Annotated in this window: 19 protein-coding genes; 10 read left to right on the top strand and 9 right to left on the bottom strand. The window is 74.5% G+C overall.

The features are described 5' to 3' along the window. The first annotated feature begins 107 nt into the window (after positions 1 to 107). On the top strand, positions 108 to 425 hold the full coding sequence (locus tag ACGFX4_RS30655) for a hypothetical protein (protein WP_393081137.1): 318 nt from the start codon (positions 108 to 110) through the stop codon (positions 423 to 425). On the opposite strand, the gene ACGFX4_RS30650 is transcribed toward ACGFX4_RS30655, so the two are convergent. Beyond that, positions 409 to 1,491 (bottom strand): helix-turn-helix transcriptional regulator, encoded by a 1,083-nt coding sequence (locus ACGFX4_RS30650; RefSeq protein WP_393081134.1) that lies wholly within the window; start codon positions 1,489 to 1,491, stop codon positions 409 to 411. The two genes, ACGFX4_RS30655 and ACGFX4_RS30650, sit on opposite strands and share 17 nt — an antisense overlap. A gap of 49 nt (positions 1,492 to 1,540) precedes the next feature. Between ACGFX4_RS30650 and ACGFX4_RS30645 the strand changes: the two genes are divergently transcribed. From ACGFX4_RS30645 to ACGFX4_RS30630, 4 genes are all read left to right on the top strand, one after another. Next, on the top strand, positions 1,541 to 2,266 hold the full coding sequence (locus ACGFX4_RS30645; protein WP_393081131.1) for an SDR family NAD(P)-dependent oxidoreductase: 726 nt from the start codon (positions 1,541 to 1,543) through the stop codon (positions 2,264 to 2,266). A gap of 111 nt (positions 2,267 to 2,377) precedes the next feature. Continuing rightward, positions 2,378 to 3,796 carry an aldehyde dehydrogenase family protein gene (locus ACGFX4_RS30640; RefSeq protein ID WP_393081239.1) on the top strand — a complete coding sequence of 473 codons (1,419 nt, stop codon included), beginning with the start codon at positions 2,378 to 2,380 and terminating at the stop codon, positions 3,794 to 3,796. A gap of 130 nt (positions 3,797 to 3,926) precedes the next feature. Then, a complete protein-coding gene (locus tag ACGFX4_RS30635) occupies positions 3,927 to 4,778 on the top strand; it encodes a maleylpyruvate isomerase family mycothiol-dependent enzyme (protein ID WP_393081128.1) in 852 nt (283 codons plus the stop codon). Between the two features lie 126 nt (positions 4,779 to 4,904). Continuing rightward, entirely contained in the window at positions 4,905 to 5,579 is a 675-nt protein-coding gene (locus tag ACGFX4_RS30630) for a lysophospholipid acyltransferase family protein (RefSeq protein WP_393081125.1), read from the top strand. A gap of 42 nt (positions 5,580 to 5,621) precedes the next feature. Here ACGFX4_RS30630 and ACGFX4_RS30625 read toward each other — a convergent pair whose 3' ends face one another. Continuing rightward, positions 5,622 to 6,095, bottom strand: a complete 474-nt coding sequence (locus ACGFX4_RS30625) for a hypothetical protein (RefSeq protein ID WP_393081122.1) — start codon at positions 6,093 to 6,095, stop codon at positions 5,622 to 5,624. Between the two features lie 43 nt (positions 6,096 to 6,138). After that, positions 6,139 to 6,702 carry a 2'-5' RNA ligase family protein gene (locus tag ACGFX4_RS30620; protein WP_393081119.1) on the bottom strand — a complete coding sequence of 188 codons (564 nt, stop codon included), beginning with the start codon at positions 6,700 to 6,702 and terminating at the stop codon, positions 6,139 to 6,141. 73 nt (positions 6,703 to 6,775) lie between these two features. Here ACGFX4_RS30620 and ACGFX4_RS30615 point away from each other — a divergent pair, with 73 nt between their 5' ends. Together ACGFX4_RS30615 and ACGFX4_RS30610 are read left to right on the top strand one after the other, a co-directional pair. Then, the gene (locus ACGFX4_RS30615) at positions 6,776 to 7,846 is read left to right on the top strand and encodes a hypothetical protein (protein ID WP_393081116.1); all 1,071 of its coding nucleotides are present in this window, start codon (positions 6,776 to 6,778) and stop codon (positions 7,844 to 7,846) included. 29 nt (positions 7,847 to 7,875) lie between these two features. Further along, a complete protein-coding gene (locus ACGFX4_RS30610; RefSeq protein WP_393081114.1) occupies positions 7,876 to 8,298 on the top strand; it encodes a DUF2809 domain-containing protein in 423 nt (140 codons plus the stop codon). Positions 8,299 to 8,380: 82 nt separating this feature from the next. Here ACGFX4_RS30610 and ACGFX4_RS30605 read toward each other — a convergent pair whose 3' ends face one another. From ACGFX4_RS30605 to ACGFX4_RS30590, 4 genes are all read right to left on the bottom strand, one after another. Next, positions 8,381 to 8,941, bottom strand: a complete 561-nt coding sequence (locus ACGFX4_RS30605) for a hypothetical protein (RefSeq protein WP_393081111.1) — start codon at positions 8,939 to 8,941, stop codon at positions 8,381 to 8,383. Positions 8,942 to 9,105: 164 nt separating this feature from the next. Beyond that, complete coding sequence (locus ACGFX4_RS30600) at positions 9,106 to 9,573, bottom strand: hypothetical protein (RefSeq protein WP_393081108.1); 468 nt, start codon at positions 9,571 to 9,573, stop codon at positions 9,106 to 9,108. Next, positions 9,570 to 9,866 (bottom strand): DUF6959 family protein, encoded by a 297-nt coding sequence (locus tag ACGFX4_RS30595; RefSeq protein WP_393081105.1) that lies wholly within the window; start codon positions 9,864 to 9,866, stop codon positions 9,570 to 9,572. Before ACGFX4_RS30595 ends, ACGFX4_RS30600 begins: the two co-directional genes overlap by 4 nt. A 202-nt stretch (positions 9,867 to 10,068) precedes the next feature. Then, a complete protein-coding gene (locus ACGFX4_RS30590) occupies positions 10,069 to 10,662 on the bottom strand; it encodes a TetR family transcriptional regulator (RefSeq protein ID WP_393081102.1) in 594 nt (197 codons plus the stop codon). 66 nt (positions 10,663 to 10,728) lie between these two features. Between ACGFX4_RS30590 and ACGFX4_RS30585 the strand changes: the two genes are divergently transcribed. From ACGFX4_RS30585 to ACGFX4_RS30575, 3 genes are all read left to right on the top strand, one after another. Next, a complete protein-coding gene (locus tag ACGFX4_RS30585; protein ID WP_393081236.1) occupies positions 10,729 to 11,259 on the top strand; it encodes a GNAT family N-acetyltransferase in 531 nt (176 codons plus the stop codon). Between the two features lie 168 nt (positions 11,260 to 11,427). After that, the gene (locus ACGFX4_RS30580) at positions 11,428 to 12,279 is read left to right on the top strand and encodes a DUF4253 domain-containing protein (RefSeq protein ID WP_393081099.1); all 852 of its coding nucleotides are present in this window, start codon (positions 11,428 to 11,430) and stop codon (positions 12,277 to 12,279) included. A 145-nt stretch (positions 12,280 to 12,424) separates the two neighbouring features. Beyond that, complete coding sequence (locus tag ACGFX4_RS30575) at positions 12,425 to 13,825, top strand: oxygenase MpaB family protein (protein WP_393081096.1); 1,401 nt, start codon at positions 12,425 to 12,427, stop codon at positions 13,823 to 13,825. 10 nt (positions 13,826 to 13,835) lie between these two features. On the opposite strand, the gene ACGFX4_RS30570 is transcribed toward ACGFX4_RS30575, so the two are convergent. Both ACGFX4_RS30570 and ACGFX4_RS30565 read right to left on the bottom strand, forming a co-directional pair. After that, on the bottom strand, positions 13,836 to 14,354 hold the full coding sequence (locus ACGFX4_RS30570; protein WP_393081093.1) for a hypothetical protein: 519 nt from the start codon (positions 14,352 to 14,354) through the stop codon (positions 13,836 to 13,838). Next, on the bottom strand, positions 14,351 to 14,836 hold the full coding sequence (locus ACGFX4_RS30565) for a hypothetical protein (protein WP_393081090.1): 486 nt from the start codon (positions 14,834 to 14,836) through the stop codon (positions 14,351 to 14,353). The genes ACGFX4_RS30570 and ACGFX4_RS30565 overlap by 4 nt, the downstream gene beginning before the upstream one ends. Positions 14,837 to 14,887 lie beyond the last annotated feature (51 nt).

Here is a 14,887-nt window from a genome sequence, read left to right as displayed (position 1 = left end):
GGGAGCGTGGCGCCGAACCTGAGAAGCACAATGGGACAGTTGTTTTACATGTCCAGGACACCTGGCGTCCAGAGTCGGTGCAGAAATCGGCGTGCGAAACTGACACCGTGTCGAACAACCGCACGCCGCCGTACGGCGTGATCGAACTCCTGGACCCGGACGACAACCGCTGGCACTTCGTCCGCGGCCCGCTCGACCTGCGCGCCGCCAAGCGGCTCGTCCTCACCGCGCACACCGTGCTGGAGGGCTACCTCCACTGCCCCGACCCCGAGCACCTCACGGTGGTCGCGGACACCGACCGGCGCACGTTCTGGCAGACGATCAAACGCGGGCTGGAGGACCGGCAGGGCGAGGTGTACCACGTCGCGTACGAGTTCGGCTCCGCCGAGGGCCGGCGGATGGTCTTCCTCAACCGCCACTGCTGACCGGCGCCGAGCCCGACCCGCCGCGCTTCCTCCCGCCGGGGGCCTCCGCGCCTCCCCGGCTGCCTGCGGTCCGGAGCGCCGTGGCCCGCCGACTCGTGCGGCCGCTGGCGACGGTGCCGGGTCCGTCCGCCGGCGATGCTGTAGGCGCCCGCCGGCTGTCGGCGTCGCTACGTCCCCCCGCCCGCTGTTGGCGGAACTCCGAGGGCGGGACGCCGTAGCGGGCGGTGAAGCGCCGGGTCAGGTGGGCGTGGTCGGTGAAGCCGGTCGCAGCGGCGATGTCCGCCAGGGGGAGGGCGGTGCGGGTGGCGAGCTGGGCGGCCACTTCCAGGCGGACCGCGAGCAGTTCCGCGCGGAAGGACGTGCCCGCCGCGGTGAGGCCGCGCTGGAGGGTGCGCGGGGCCAGGCCGAGGAGGGCCGCCGTCCCGTCGAGGCGCCAGGCGCGGTCCGGCTCACGGGCGAAGCGGCCGCGCAGCGCGTCGAGCGGCTGCGGTCCGCCCGGCGCCACCTCGTCCGCCCAGTCGATCCGCCACCCGCTGACCCGGCGGGCCCCGCCGCGCAGGACGTCCTCCGGCCGCCCGGCGGCGCCGTCCGCCAGTACGGTCACCCGCCCGGCCCGTCCCGTCACCTCCGCCGTGGCGACGGCGTCCAGCGCGCAGACGAACAGCGACTCCGGCGCGCTCGGAACCCCGCCCAGCCCGGGAAGGTGGCGCACCGTCAACTCCCGTTCGCCCAGCGACCGGTGGGTACGGTGCCCGACGTGGAACCAGCCCTCCGCGAGGGCGGCCCGGCCCAGCAGCGCGGGCAGATCGCGACACTCGGCGAGCTCGGCCATGGGCGGTGCCGAGGCCACCAGCCGTTCGGCCGCGGCCAGCAGCGCGGGCCAGCCACCCGCGGCCAGCCGGGACAGCACGCGTGCGTTCAGCCGCTCCGGCACCGGCTCGCCGTCGCCGAGCATCGCACGGGCCCGCTCCCCGGCATCGCCCGCCCCCGCGCCCAGCGTCCGGACCGCCGCGCCGACCAGCGCGGGATGGACGGAACGCGCCATGTCGGCGCCGGTGCGGGGCATGGCGCGATCGTACAAGCGCACCGCGGGCGCTCCCGGCAGCATGCCGCGGGTGAACCTCTCCACGCAGCGCATCCTCGTCACCGGCGGTACCAGCGGCGTCGGCCGCGCCCTGGCCGAACACCTCACCGCCCGCGGCGCGCAGGTCGTCACCTGCGGCCGCACCGCCGAGCCCGACGCCCGTACCGTCCGGGCCGACCTCGCGGTGCCCGGTGAGGCGGCCCGGGTAGTCGCCCTCGCCGCGGCCGAACTCGGCGGCCTCGACCTGGTGGTCGCCAACGCGGGTGTCCAGTACCCGACCCCGCTGACCGCCGGACCCGACCCGCGGGTCCTCGCCCTGGCCCGTCAGGAGATCGAGGTCAATCTCGCCTCCGTGGTCGAACTCGCCGCCGCCGCATGGCCCCACCTCGTCGCTGCCCCGGACGCCGCCTTCGTCGCGGTCACCTCCGGGCTGGCGTACGCGCCCAAGCAGAGCGCCCCGGTGTACTGCGCGACGAAGGGCGCCGTCCACGTGCTGCTGGAGGCGCTGCGGCACCAGGCGCGCCGCGAGACGCCCGGGGTGCGGGTGCAGGAGATCGTGCTCCCGCTGGTGGACACCGCGATGACCGCCGGCCGCGAGGGCCCGGCCCGCAAGCTGAGCGCCGGGCAGGCGGCGGAGGCGGTCCTGCGCGGCATCGAGCGCGAGCGGGACGTGGTGGCCGTCGGTGCCTCGCGGGCGCTGCTCGCGCTGCTGCGGGTCGCCCCGCCGGTGGGCCGGCGGATCCTGCGCGACGGCTGAGGCGCAGCGGGGCGCACCGGGGCCGTGGGGGCCCTTGCTTCCGGGGCGGGGACGGCATTAACTAGCATTGCTAATTAAACGGTGTCCGTCCGGAGGAGAGGAACGGCTGTGGTGCAGCAGCACGCGGATCAGTACATCGGCGGTGCCTGGCGGCCCTCGCTCGACGGCGGCGCCATCGAGGTCGTCGACCCCGCCACCGAGACGGTCATCGCCACCGTCCCCGCCGGCGCGGCCGCCGACATCGACGCCGCCGTCGCCGCGGCCCGCGCCGCCGCCCGCGGCTGGGCCGCCACCGGCCGCGAGGAGCGCCTCGCCGCGCTCACCCGCCTGCGCGACGGACTCGCCGCCGCCCAGGCCGAGATCGCCGCCACCGTCACCGCCGAACTCGGCAGCCCGATCGGCTTCGCCACCGCCGTCCAGGCCGGCCTGCCGCTCGCCGTCGCCTCCTCCTACCTGGAGATCCTCGCCGGGTACGCCTTCGAGGAGCGGGTCGGCAACTCCGTCGTCCACGCCGAACCGGTCGGCGTGGTCGCCGCGATCACCCCGTGGAACTACCCGCTCCACCAGATCGTCGCCAAGGTCGTCCCCGCCCTCGCCGCCGGCTGCACCGTCGTCCTGAAGCCCGCCGAGGACACCCCGCTGGTCGCCCGCCTGTTCGCCCGGATCGTCGACGAGGCCGGCTTCCCGGCCGGCGTGTTCAACCTGGTCACCGGCGCCGGCACGGTCGCCGGCGCGGCCCTCGCCGCCCACCCGGACGTCGACCTGGTCTCCTTCACCGGCTCCACCGCCGTCGGCCGGACCGTCGCCGAGACCGCCGGACGCGGCATCAAGCGGGTCGCCCTGGAACTCGGCGGAAAGTCCGCCAACGTCGTTCTCCCCGGCGCCGACCTGGCCCGTGCCGTGAACGTCAACGTCGCCAACGTCTTTGCCAACTCCGGCCAGACCTGCAGCGCCTGGACCCGCCTGCTGGTCCACCAGGACCAGTACGAGGAGGCCGTCGAACTCGCCGCCAAGGCCGCCGCCAAGTACACCCCCGGCGACCCCACCGACCCCGCCACCCGCCTCGGCCCGCTGGTCAACGCCCGCCAGCTGGAGCGCGTCCGCGGCTACATCCGGGGCGCCCTCGACCAGGGCGCCCGCCTGGTCACCGGCGGCCCCGACCGCCCCGACGGCCTGGAGCGCGGCCACTACGTCCGCCCCACCGTGCTCGCCGACGTCACCGCCGACATGACCGTCGCCCAGGAGGAGATCTTCGGCCCGGTCCTGTCGATCCTCGCCTACCGCGACGAGGAGCACGCCCTGGAACTCGCCAACGGCACCCAGTACGGGCTCGCCGGCGGCGTCTGGGCCGCCGACCAGGACACCGCCGTCGCCTTCGCCCTCCGCATGGACACCGGCCAGGTCGACATCAACGGCGGCCGCTTCAACCCGCGCGCCCCCTTCGGCGGCCACAAGTCCTCCGGCATCGGCCGCGAACTCGGCACCCACGGCCTCGCCGAGTACCTGCACACCAAGTCCCTGCAGTTCTGACCCTCCGACCCACCCTGACCGCCGTGCCGCGCCCGACGCCCGGCCCCGGGTCGGGCCCGTCCGGCTCCGTCCGGCTCCGTTCGGCCCCGGGTCTGGACAGCGGCGCGGCGGTCGGCCACTCTTCACCCCCATGACCCTCCCGAACAGCCGGAATTCCCCCGCCGCCGCCCCCACCGCCGCCCCTGCCCTCGCCGCCGCCGAACGCTCCGCGCTCTTCGAGGCGATCACCGCCGTCGGCGACGCGGCCGTCCCCCTGCTCGGCGACGGCCGGGGCGCCACCCCGATACCCGGCGCCACCTGGACGGTGGCCGAAGCGGCGGCCCACCTCGCCATGGCCAACGAGCTGATGGCCAGCCTCGCCGCCGGCGAGGACCGGCCGTACGGCGACGGCACCCCCGCCTCGCTCGCCGCCGCCAACGAGGCCTCGCTCACCGAGCGGCCGGAGCGCGACCCCGCCGTCCTCGCCGCGGACATCGCCCGCCACGCCCGGGAGTTCACCGCGGCCGCGGGCCGGCGCCCTGGCACCGAACCCGTCGTGACCCCGCTCGGCCCGATGGACCTCGACACGCTCGGCGCCTACCTGCTGACCCACATGCTCGGCCACCTGTACGACATCGCCGTCGCGCTCGGGCGGCCGCACCCCATCGACCGGCGCCGGGTCGAACTGACCATGCCGTTCCTGCGCACCGCCATGCCGCTGGTTGTGGACGCGCGCGCCGCCGCCGGGCACAACGCCTGCTACCGGCTTCGGGTCCGGGGCCTCGGCGGCTTCGCCGTGACCTTCACCGACGGCGCCGCCGAGGTCGGCCAGGAGCCGCCGCGCCGCCCGGACTGCACCATCCTCACCGAGCCGGTCGCGTTCCTGCTCATCGCCCTCGGCCGGTACACCGCCACCGACGCGCTCACCCGCGGCAAGGTCCTCGCCTGGGGCCGCCGCCCCTGGCTGGCCGCCCGCTTCCCGAGCCTCTTCACGGCCCCCTGACCGGGAGCGGATGAGTACCGCTACTCAGGCGCCCGGCACGGCCCCTCCGGCACGATGGCGGCACCGCCCCGCACCCGGCGGCCGGGGCGACCGCACCGGCCGCGCGCCACGAAGGAGCCGTGCCCCATGCTCGCCCGGATCGCTGCCGTCCTGGTCCCCGTACTCGGCCGGCTGTCCGTCAGCTCCGAGGTACCCGGACCCGTCGCCCCGGGCAGCATCGTCGTCGCCAACCACAGCTCGCTCGCCGACCCCGGCGTGGTGCTCGCCGCACTGCGCAAGGTCGGCACCGAGCCGGTCGTCATGGCGACCGCCGGCCTGTGGCGGGTACCGGTGCTCGGCCGGGTGCTGCGGGCCGGCGGCCACATCCCCGTCCACCGCGGCACGGCCCACGCCTCCGCCGCCCTCGACGCTGCCGCAGCGGCCCTCGCGGACGGCCGCGTCGTCCTGATCTACGGCGAGGGCGGCCTGCCCAAGCGGCGCGACCCCCTGGACGCCGCACCGACCGCCTTCCGCACCGGCCTCGCCCGCCTCGCCGCCATGACCGGCGCCCCGGTCGTCCCGCTCGGCCAGTGCGGAGCCCGCCGCCTCAGCTCGGGCAGCACCGCCAAGCAGATCGCCGGCTTCGCCACCGCCCCCCTGCGCCGCCCCGCCCTCCACGTCCACCTCGGCACGCCCCTCCACCTCCCCGCCGACATCACCGAGGCCACCACCACCGCCCACCACGCCGTCACCACCGCCTGGCGCACCGCGGAACAGCACCTCCCGGCCCGCGCCGGCACCGGGCTGAACGAAGCCGCGTAGCCCCGCGCAGGCGCGGGTCGGCCCTGCTGTGCGCGCGTCGGGCTAATCCGTGACGAAGGGTGCGTATCCGACCGGGACCTCGGTCACCTGGAGGTCCGAGAAGACCAAGGTGATGTCGTGAGCGTTGGTCTCGATGCGGACCTCGTGGAAGTCGATCCCGAGCGCCTCCGACCAGCGGCGGGTCGCCTCCGACTCGGGAAGAACCGTGGCTCCCGGGTGCAGGCAGTGCCACTTCACACCCCAGACGTATCCCTCGAGGTCGACGCCCGTTTCGTAGTCGATGAGGCGGTCGTCCAGAGAGACCCGCCAGGTCTCCGCCGGCAGTGACGTCCCACATCGTGCCTCGACGCAGTACCGGAAGAGATACCGCAGGTAGGACGGCTCGATGCCGCTACGGGGATCAGCCGTTGCGTGGACGATGACCTCGTAGTCACGCATGTAGTTGGTGTATCCGTGGTTCACCACGGCGTGATCGAAGCTCTCGTCTAGCATCTGCTCGAGTACGGCGATATCCATGCCGTCCTTCTACCTCACTCGGCGAGACCTCCGACAACGGGATTCACGGGTGCTGGGCGCCGCTGACCTCAGGGACCGTCCGGACCGGCGCCAGCCAGGTGGTCTGCTGGCGGTCCGAGTCGAAGGTGCGGGCGGCGTCGAGGGTGCCGGTGACGTCGGGGTGGCGGCCCAGGATGTCGTGGGCCCGGGCGAGGTCGGCTGGCTCCAGGCGGCGGGTCAGGCACAGGTGGGGCATCCAGCGGCCGGGGAGGTAGTGCTCGTTGGGGTCGGGGGCCGTGGCCAGCTCCTGCCACACCGCGCGGTGCAGGTCGACCAGTTCGGGGCTCGGCACCACGCCCCAGGCCAGTACGCGCCGTCGGCTGCGGGCGCTGAAGGAGAGCAGCCCGCTGAACCGCACCGCCACCGGCACCGCCCCGGCCAGCACCTCGCGGACCCGCTCCAGCGTGTCCGGCGCGATCGTCCCGCACGCCGCGAGCGTCAGGTGCGGCCGGTGCCCCGGGTGCGGGTTGTCGGCGAGGCTGTCGACGCCGCCGTCCGCCAGCTGTCGCCACACCGCTCGCACGGCCCGGTCCAGCGCCGGTTCGCAGGTCAATTCGATCGTCTGCACCCGGCTACGGTAGATCTTGTTCGAGGACCGTCCCGCACCGGGTCGGCGGTGTGATTGGTTGGAGGGCGTGATGATGACCGAGGGCTCCGTGCCGCACCGCCGCGCTGCTCGCCGCGTCCGCCGCACCGCCGCGCTGCTCGCGGCGTCCGCGCTGGCCCTGCTGCCGGCCGTGGCGCCGGCCGCGGCCGAGGGTTCCCGCACCGAGTTCACCATCAGCGACCCCAGGATCACCGAGTCCAGCGGCCTCGCCGCGAGCCGCGCGCACCCCGGCGTGTACTGGACGCACAACGACAGCGACGACGGCCCGTACGTCTACGCGGTCGACTCCACCGGCAAGACCGTCGCCACCGTGACCCTGCGCGGCGTCAAGCCCCGTGACGTCGAGGCGATCTCGCTGGGGCCGGACGGCGCGCTCTACCTCGGCGACATCGGCGACAACCTGGACGGCAGCTGGAGCGAGGTGTGGATCTACCGCTTCGCCGAGCCCGCCGAGCTCCGCGACCAGACCGTGGACGCCACCCGCTACCGGGTGCGGTACGAGGACGGCCCGCGCAACGCGGAGGCGCTGATGATCCACCCGGGCACCGGCCGGGCGTACATCGCGAGCAAGAACGAGCGCACCGGCGGCCTCTACCAGGGCCCGGAGAAGCTCTCCGCGACCGGGGTGAACACCTTCCACCGGATCGCCGACGTCCCGTGGGTCACCGACGGCGCGTTCTCCCCGGACGGCACCCGGCTCCTGCTGCGCGGCTACTTCTTCGCCGAGGAGTACCGGTGGAAGGACGGCGCCGCCCCGCAGCGCCTGGGCAGCGTGGAGCTGCCCTTCCAGCGCCAGGGCGAGTCGGTCACCTTCGCGCCCGACGGCCGCTCGGTGCTGTACGGGACCGAGGGCAAGAACAGCACCGTCACCCGTGTCCCGCTCAGCGGCGACAAGCTCCCCGACAGCGCCGCCACGGCCGCGCCCACCACCCCCGCGCCGGCCGCGTCGGGGCCCGCCTCCCCGGGCGCCGCGCCGACCGGCGGCACCGCCGCCCCGGGTCAGGGAACCGGAAGCCGCTCCACCGGCATCCTCATCGCCGTGGGCGCGGTCGCCCTGCTCGCCGCCGTGTTCCGCCGGCGCTCGCGCTCCCGCGGGGACAGCTGAACCGACCCCGCCCCGAGGTGCCCACCCCCGTGACCCGCCAGGCCGCCACCGTCCGCCCCGCCACCGTCCGCCTCGCCGCCGTGGCGGCCGCCCTGCTCACCGTCGCCGCCGGACTCGCCGTCACGTACGCGGGCAGCGGCCCGGTCGCCAAGCCCGTCGGCGACTGCCTGTACACCGTGCTGCTGCACACCCTGATCGTCGCCGCGGTCCCGCGCGTCCGCCCGTTGCCGGCCGCCGGCCTCGCCTTCGCACTGAGCGCCGGTGTCGAACTGGCCCAGCTCACCGGCCTGCCCGCCGCCCTGGCCGGCCGCTCGACGCTCGCCCGCCTGGTCCTCGGCACCACCTTCAACGCCCCCGACCTGCTCTGGTACGCCGTCGGCGCCGCGTTCGCCGCCGCCGCGCACACCGCCCTGCACACCGCCGTGCCCGCCGCCCTCGACCGCCGCCGATGACGCGGACCGACGTCGGGGGGCTCTGACCCCGGCCCCGTGTGTTTGTCCCCGGCGGTTCCGACCCCGCCGGGGACGCCGGCCCTCAGTACCGCTGGGCCTTGGTGACCACCGCCACCAGCTTCATGTCCGCAGGCTTGCGGCTGAACGCCACCGGCTGCGCCTTCTGCCCGGCCGCCAGGTTCTCCGCCCACACCACGCTGGTGTCCGCGACCTGTCCGGCCTCGTCCTTGAACGCCACCTGCACCGCGTACGACGCCGTCGCGTTCGTCGAGTTGGTGATCGTCACGATCGCCGCGTGCAGACCGCCGGTGGTCGTCCTCGGCACGCCGGTGATCACGACGTCGCCCATGGCGTTGCCCTCGCCCTGGGTGGCCTGCAGCACCTCGGACGCCTTGGTCCGGCTCGCGTTCACCTGCTCCGAACCCGACGCCGCGAACGAGGACGCCGCCGCCTCCGCGGACGACTGCGCGGCCTCCGCCGAAGCGAGCGCCGACGACGCGGCCGAGGCCAGCGCCGACGGCGGTGAGCCGGAGAAGTTCGACGGGTTCGGAGCCGCCGTCAGCGACGAACCGGGCGTCGACGCCGGACTCGACGACCCGTCGCTCCCGCATGCCGCCACCGCCGGCACCAGCAGCGCCAGCACCCCCGCCCCCACCGCGACCCGCCGGCCACCTGCCGACCCACGCCCCGCGGCACCCCGCGCGCTCCGCACCCGCATCCCAGCCACCTCCACCTCCGCGACCCGCCCGCCCGGCACTGGGCAGACCCCTCCATGCTCACCAGCGCCGGGCCCCGGGGCACCCGCGGCTAACCCGTCCGGGAGCATCGGGGCACCACAAGGTCCGGATCCACCCCGAGCTCCGCCACCCCCGTGCGGACCGCCTCGACGAACTCGACGAGACCTGCGCGCAGCGCAGCCCACTCCATCGGGGTCGTCCAGGAACCGGGCGCGTGGACCGATCCGACCCGCCACCCGTCGGCCTCCGGCGCGATCCGGACCGCACCAGGTGCGTCGTACGCCATCGAGTCGAAGGCGAAGTCCGCCCGTTCCCGGTCCGGGAGGCTCAGCCAGGACGACAGGGTCCGGGCGAGCTCGGCCACGGGGAAGGCGCGCTCGCTCCAGACCGTACGGTCGCCGTCCCTGAGCTCCAGGTCCGCCTCGACGTCCAGGAGCAGCACAGCCAGTGGAGCCGAGCCCGCGGAGAGCCCCCGGCGGGGCAGGTCGGGCGCCCCGAGGCTTCCGCAGGCGAACACCACGGCGCGCGGCGCACTCATGCGTCGGCGGGGGGCCGCTGCCGGGCGGGGTACGGCAGGGGGATGCCGTGGCGGGTCAGCTCGGCCTCGTAGGCCGTCAGCATGTCGTCCAGGTCGGCCAGCAGGAACCCGGCGCAGTCCGTCGCCTCGTCGAGGTCGCCCCGCGCGCACGCGGCGCGGATCTCCGCCACCTCCTCGCGGAGGACGAACAGGGAGTCGCCCTGCACCACCACCCCGGGGAACCGGCGGCCCGGCATCCGCACCACGGCCCCGTTGCCCCCACCACCGAACTGCTCGACCTCGATCTTCTCCATCGCGCCATCCAACCCGGCGGGCCGGCCGGGGAGCAATCGACTTCCCGAGGCCGAGTTGTCGGCGGCGGTCGCTAAGGACTGTCCCGTAACTCCGCAGACCGTTTACCGGTGTCCGTTTCAATCCGCTTGGCCGTCATCCCCTTGAGGCCGCGACCGTGCCGGAGCTGGAGGAGGACGAGCCCGGCATCAAGGGGGTCAGGCGTCAGCCGCCTGTGGTGCTGGCGTGCAGCAGGGCGAGCTGGTGCTCGACGGCCGCGGTGAGTCGCGCATCGTCGTCGGTGGCGAGGAGGTCGAGCAGGGCACCCCGTAGGACGGCCAGGGCCAGGGTCCGGCGGGTGGCACCGTCCTCGCTGTCGCGCTCGGGCAGCGGCTGGCAGTCGGCCAGGACTCCGAGCCAGTCCTCCACCGTCGCCCGGGCAAACCCCGCCCAGGCCCCGTCGGGCTGGACGAGGGAGCGGGTGTACGCCTCGGCCCATAGCCGCAGCAGCGGTCGATGCTCCTTGGCGGCGAGCCACGTCCAGAGCCGCTCGACGGCGGGCACGAGTCCGGCGGGGCTTTCGGGCTGCCGGGCCCGGTCCAGGAGGACAAGCTCGTCGGCGCGGGCACGCGCCAGCAGCGCCCGCAGCAAGCCGTCCTTGTTTTCAAAGAGGAAGAGCAGGACCCGTGGGCTGGAGCCGATGGCCTCGGCCAGTGGGCGCAGTGACAGGTCGGCCAGGCCGTGGGCGAGGGCGTACTGGTAGGCCGCCTCCAGCAGCTCGGCCTGCCGGGCGGAGGGGGTTGGCGCTTCCTGAGACATGCAGCTAGCCTAACTGAAACAACCGTTTCAGTGGTGTGGTTCGATCGCGAGCCGGGAGAGCAGCGCATGCATCAGCAAGATCAGAAGCAAGTCGTCATACGCCGTGCTGACCGTCCCGGCGACCTGGGATGGGTGGTGATGGCCCACGGCGAGGCATACGACCAGCAGTTCGGCTGGAACACCGACTTCGAGGTTCTGGTCGCCAATATCGTTGCCGACTACGGAACCAAGCGCGATCCGGCACGAGAGGCGGGCTGGATTGCCGAGGTCAACGGCCGACGCGTCGGCTGCATCTTCCTCGTCGCGGGCGACCGGCCGGAAGTGGCCAAGCTGCGGATTCTGCTCGTCACCCCGGAGGGCAGAGGTCTTCGCCTTGGGACGCGCCTGGTGGAGAAGTGCCTCGCCTTCGCCCGCGAAGCGGCTTATGAGCAGGTGACGCTGTGGACCAACGACGTGCTCACGGCGGCGCGCAAGATCTACCGGAGCTTTGGCTTCACCCTCGCCGACGAGGAGCACCACCACAGCTACGGCCAGGATCTTGTCGGCCAGAACTGGACCCTCGACCTGCGCACCGGCGCGACGGACAGCGACAGCTGACCGACACAGCGAAGTCCGAGGCGGCCCCACCGGTGCCGGGGTTCCTCGGGCGGCGGCCACCGTCACGGACGCCGACTTCCCCGGCCCTCGAAGATTCCGGCCGAGGAGGTCGAAACGGACACCGGCAAACAGTCTCCGGAGTTACGGGACAGCCCTTAGCTTGTGCGCATGACCGACGCCCTGCACGACCTGCGCCGCCTGCTGCCCGCCGGGGAGCCGGCCGTGGTGGCCGGAATCCTGCCGCCCGGACGGCCGGTGAAGCCCGACGGCCACGACGAGGACGCGGCGCCGGTCCTCTGGCTGAGCGACGGTCCCGCGCCCCGCGGGCTGTGGGAGCAGCTCCACCGCCTGCACCCGCAGACCGGGCTGTGGCCGCTGCTGCTCGCCCCGCTCAGCCGGACGGACCGCGAGTTCCGCCCGTGGGAGACCGGGGAGTTCGACCGTCGCTCGGCCGGCGAGCCGGACTGGTACGACCCGGCCTCAGTGCTGCGCCGGGGCTGGGAGCAGGCCACCGGCACCGACGCCGAGGGCGACCCGTACGACGCCGAGGACCTGGCCGAGATCGCCGAGGTGGTGGCCCCGTTCGCCGGCGGCTGGCCCGGCCCCGCGCCTGCCCCGGACCGTCGCACCGACCCCGACGCGGCGGCCCGCGCCCTTGCCACCGAGCTGCTCGCCACCCACCCGGACCTGCGGATCGGCCTGGTCGCCGCGGCGACCGGCGCCGAGGCGCTGACCGCCTGCGGCTGGACCGGCCCGGAGAACCACGAGGACGACATCGCCAGGGTCTCCGCCGTCCTGCTGGACTGGGAGCGCCGTTTCGGCACCCGCCTCGTCCAGGTGGGCTTCGCGGACCTCGTGCTGAGCGTCGCCGCCCCGCCCGCCGACACCGCGGCCGCGCTGCGCACCGCCGCCGAGCACCTGGCCATCTGCCCCGACAACATCCTGCAGGGCCCCGGCAGCCTGGCGAAGTACGCCGGCGGGCTGGTCGGCGCCGACCAGTGGTCCTTCTGGTGGGACTGAGCCCCCGTCATGATCACCCGGGGGAGTGGTTTTCCCTGGTGAGGGGCGGTTTCCGGGCCGGTGGACACCTAGAGTGACCGGCACGGGGGCGGCCCACGACCGTATGTCCCCGCGAGCAGCCTGACGACCCATCGGGGGGCCGGACATGACGGACACCGCACTGCCGGGAGCCGACTCCCTGCTCCGCCGCACCCTCGGCGAGCAGCGGATCGCCCTGGTCGCCTGGCGCCTGCTCGTCCTGCAGAACGCCCACCCCGCCGTCGGCGCCGGCGTGGGGCAGCTCTCGACCTACCGCAACCACCCCTGGCGGCGGATCGAACACACCATGGACAGCGGCCGGCGCCTGTTCTTCTCCGACCGCGAAGCCCTGCGACGCGAGATCGAACGACTGGAACGCAGCCACCGCCGGATCGAGGGGGTCGATGCGCACGGCCGCCCCTACACCGCGCTCGACCCGGCCGTCCGCGTCTGGGTCCTGGTCACCCTGTACGAGGCGATGACCGCGCTGCCCGCACTCTCCGGCCGCCCGCTGCGCCCGGCCGAACTCGACCGGCTGTACCGGGAGTTCCGGCAGGTGTGCGAGGCCTTCGCGCTCCCCGACGAGCTCTACCCGCCCACCGCCGCCGACGTCCCGGACTACATCCGCCGCACCATCCGCGACACCCTCGAACTCACCCCCACCGCGCGGGACATGCTGTACACCGTCCTCACCCGGGCACCCGCCCCGCGCCGTCTCGGCCGGCTCCGCCCCGCCTGGCCCCTGCTGCGCCGGGTCGTCGCCCGCTTCCTCACCGCGCTCACCCTCGCCGACCTGCCGCCCGAGTTCCGGGCCAAGGCCGGCCTGTCGCACAGCCGCGCCGATGCCGCGCTGTCCTGGACGGTCCACCGCGCCGCCCGCCTGATCGCCGAGCGGCTGCCCGACCGGCTCCGGTACCGCACCCAGCCCAGCGGCGAACGCTCACGGTCGGCCGCCAAGGCGCCCCGGCCGGTGCGCGCCCCGCGCCGCGACAGCCGGCCGGCCCGGCTCACCGCCTTCTTCCACCAGGTCATGGACCAGACCGGCGACGGCCGCCTGACCGCCGCCGACTTCGCCGCGATGGCCCACACCACCTGCTGGCCGCTGGAACTCGACCAGAAGGGCGAATCCGCCGTGTACGCCGCCTTCGACTCCTGGTGGCGCCACCTGCTCGCCTCCACGGACGCCGACGGCGACGGCGGGATCTCCTGCGAGGAGTTCGTGATTGCCATGCTGGCCGGCGCCGACCGCGACCCCGACTACCTGCGCGACGGCCTGCACATCGCCGTCCGCGCCATGTTCCACGCCGCCGACCTCGACGGCAGCGGTCTGCTCTGTGTCGACGAGTACCGCACCCTGTTCGGAGGCTCCCGCGTGCACCCCGCCGAACTCACCCACGGCTTCCACCAACTCGACGCCGACGGCGACGGCCGGATCACCGAGGAGGAGTTCGTCCGCGGCTTCACCGAGTTCTTCACCGCCCACGACACCGACAGCGTCGCCGGCACCCAACTCCTCGGCCGCCCCTGACATCCACCGGTCAGCCCGGATCGACGTTCCAGCCAGGCGGCAGCTTCGCGTCGCAGAACACGCAGACGAAGTGGCCGTCCCGGACGACGCTGCACTCCCCGCAGGCGGTGCACCGGCGGAACACCACCGCGTGCGTGAAGCCCTCCGGGCGGTCGATCCCCACCCGGTCCAGCGCCCGCGCGACGGCGGGCCAGGAGACCACGTCCGGGCAGTACCCGGTCGACTGGTTGCTGACCTGCTCCACCACCCACCGCCCGCCCACGCGGCCGAAGCCGATCTCACCGGCGGCCAGTACCCGTTGCCCGGCCGCGCAGGCGACGTGCTCGCTGCGCCGCGGCGCGAGCCGGAGCACCCCGGCCGGATCGACGACGTAGGTGAACGGCTCCGCGAGCTCCCCGGCCGGCAGCCTCACGAGCCAGTTCGCGAGGTCCTCCGCCGTGCGGAGCTGGGTGCCGGCGGGCGCGCCGACCGTGGCGGCCCGGACGTCCGCGGGGCCGACGTACCGGTAGGTCCGGTGCGGGGCGGTCACGCCGGTGGGCTCACGGCGGGCCCGAGGGGGTGGTCGGTTGCCACCAGGGCGAGGGCGGCGGAGTGGAGGGTCCGCTCCCACGCGGCGAAGGGCCCGGGGAGCAGGTCGTCGAGGTAGTCCTCCTCGGTCGCGGCCCGCATGAACGCCACCTCGGCACGGGTCTCCGCGGCCATGCCGAACCAGAGCGAGTGGGTGGCCTCGTACGCGGTGACGCGGCCCGCCACCACCTCGGCCGCCAGGTGGTGCAGCAGGCAGCGACCGGCGGTGTCGTCGTCCGGCACGGTGACGCCCAGTTCGTCCATCGCCTGCGCAAGCAGAGCCGTGAGCTCGGAGGTGTCGTCGCCCCGGCCCCGTCCCGCCAGGTCCCGCAGCGCGGGGCTGTCGAGATCCGCGGCCAGCAGTTCGGCGGCGGCCATCGGCAGGTCCTCGGGCATGACCGTCCCGGCGGCATGCCGCCAGGCCAGGGTGAGTGCAGCGTCCATGCGGGTATCCTGCCGCGCCCGGACCCCGTCCGACCAGCGGTTATTGCGCGT

This window comes from Kitasatospora sp. NPDC048365, assembly GCF_043200835.1.
Lineage (GTDB): Bacteria > Actinomycetota > Actinomycetes > Streptomycetales > Streptomycetaceae > Kitasatospora > Kitasatospora terrestris.
This window is presented reverse-complemented; position numbering and strand designations above follow the sequence as displayed.

Bases quoted from the DNA above. Each gene is read 5' to 3' on its own strand.
- ACGFX4_RS30650 (WP_393081134.1), bottom strand. From the start codon at position 1,491: ATGCCCCGCACCGGCGCCGACATGGCGCGTTCCGTCCATCCCGCGCTG.
- ACGFX4_RS30635 (WP_393081128.1), top strand. From the start codon at position 3,927: ATGACCCTCCCGAACAGCCGGAATTCCCCCGCCGCCGCCCCCACCGCC.
- ACGFX4_RS30630 (WP_393081125.1), top strand. From the start codon at position 4,905: ATGCTCGCCCGGATCGCTGCCGTCCTGGTCCCCGTACTCGGCCGGCTG.
- ACGFX4_RS30625 (WP_393081122.1), bottom strand. From the start codon at position 6,095: ATGGATATCGCCGTACTCGAGCAGATGCTAGACGAGAGCTTCGATCAC.
- ACGFX4_RS30615 (WP_393081116.1), top strand. From the start codon at position 6,776: ATGACCGAGGGCTCCGTGCCGCACCGCCGCGCTGCTCGCCGCGTCCGC.
- ACGFX4_RS30600 (WP_393081108.1), bottom strand. From the start codon at position 9,573: ATGAGTGCGCCGCGCGCCGTGGTGTTCGCCTGCGGAAGCCTCGGGGCG.
- ACGFX4_RS30595 (WP_393081105.1), bottom strand. From the start codon at position 9,866: ATGGAGAAGATCGAGGTCGAGCAGTTCGGTGGTGGGGGCAACGGGGCC.
- ACGFX4_RS30590 (WP_393081102.1), bottom strand. From the start codon at position 10,662: ATGTCTCAGGAAGCGCCAACCCCCTCCGCCCGGCAGGCCGAGCTGCTG.
- ACGFX4_RS30585 (WP_393081236.1), top strand. From the start codon at position 10,729: ATGCATCAGCAAGATCAGAAGCAAGTCGTCATACGCCGTGCTGACCGT.
- ACGFX4_RS30580 (WP_393081099.1), top strand. From the start codon at position 11,428: ATGACCGACGCCCTGCACGACCTGCGCCGCCTGCTGCCCGCCGGGGAG.
- ACGFX4_RS30575 (WP_393081096.1), top strand. From the start codon at position 12,425: ATGACGGACACCGCACTGCCGGGAGCCGACTCCCTGCTCCGCCGCACC.
- ACGFX4_RS30565 (WP_393081090.1), bottom strand. From the start codon at position 14,836: ATGGACGCTGCACTCACCCTGGCCTGGCGGCATGCCGCCGGGACGGTC.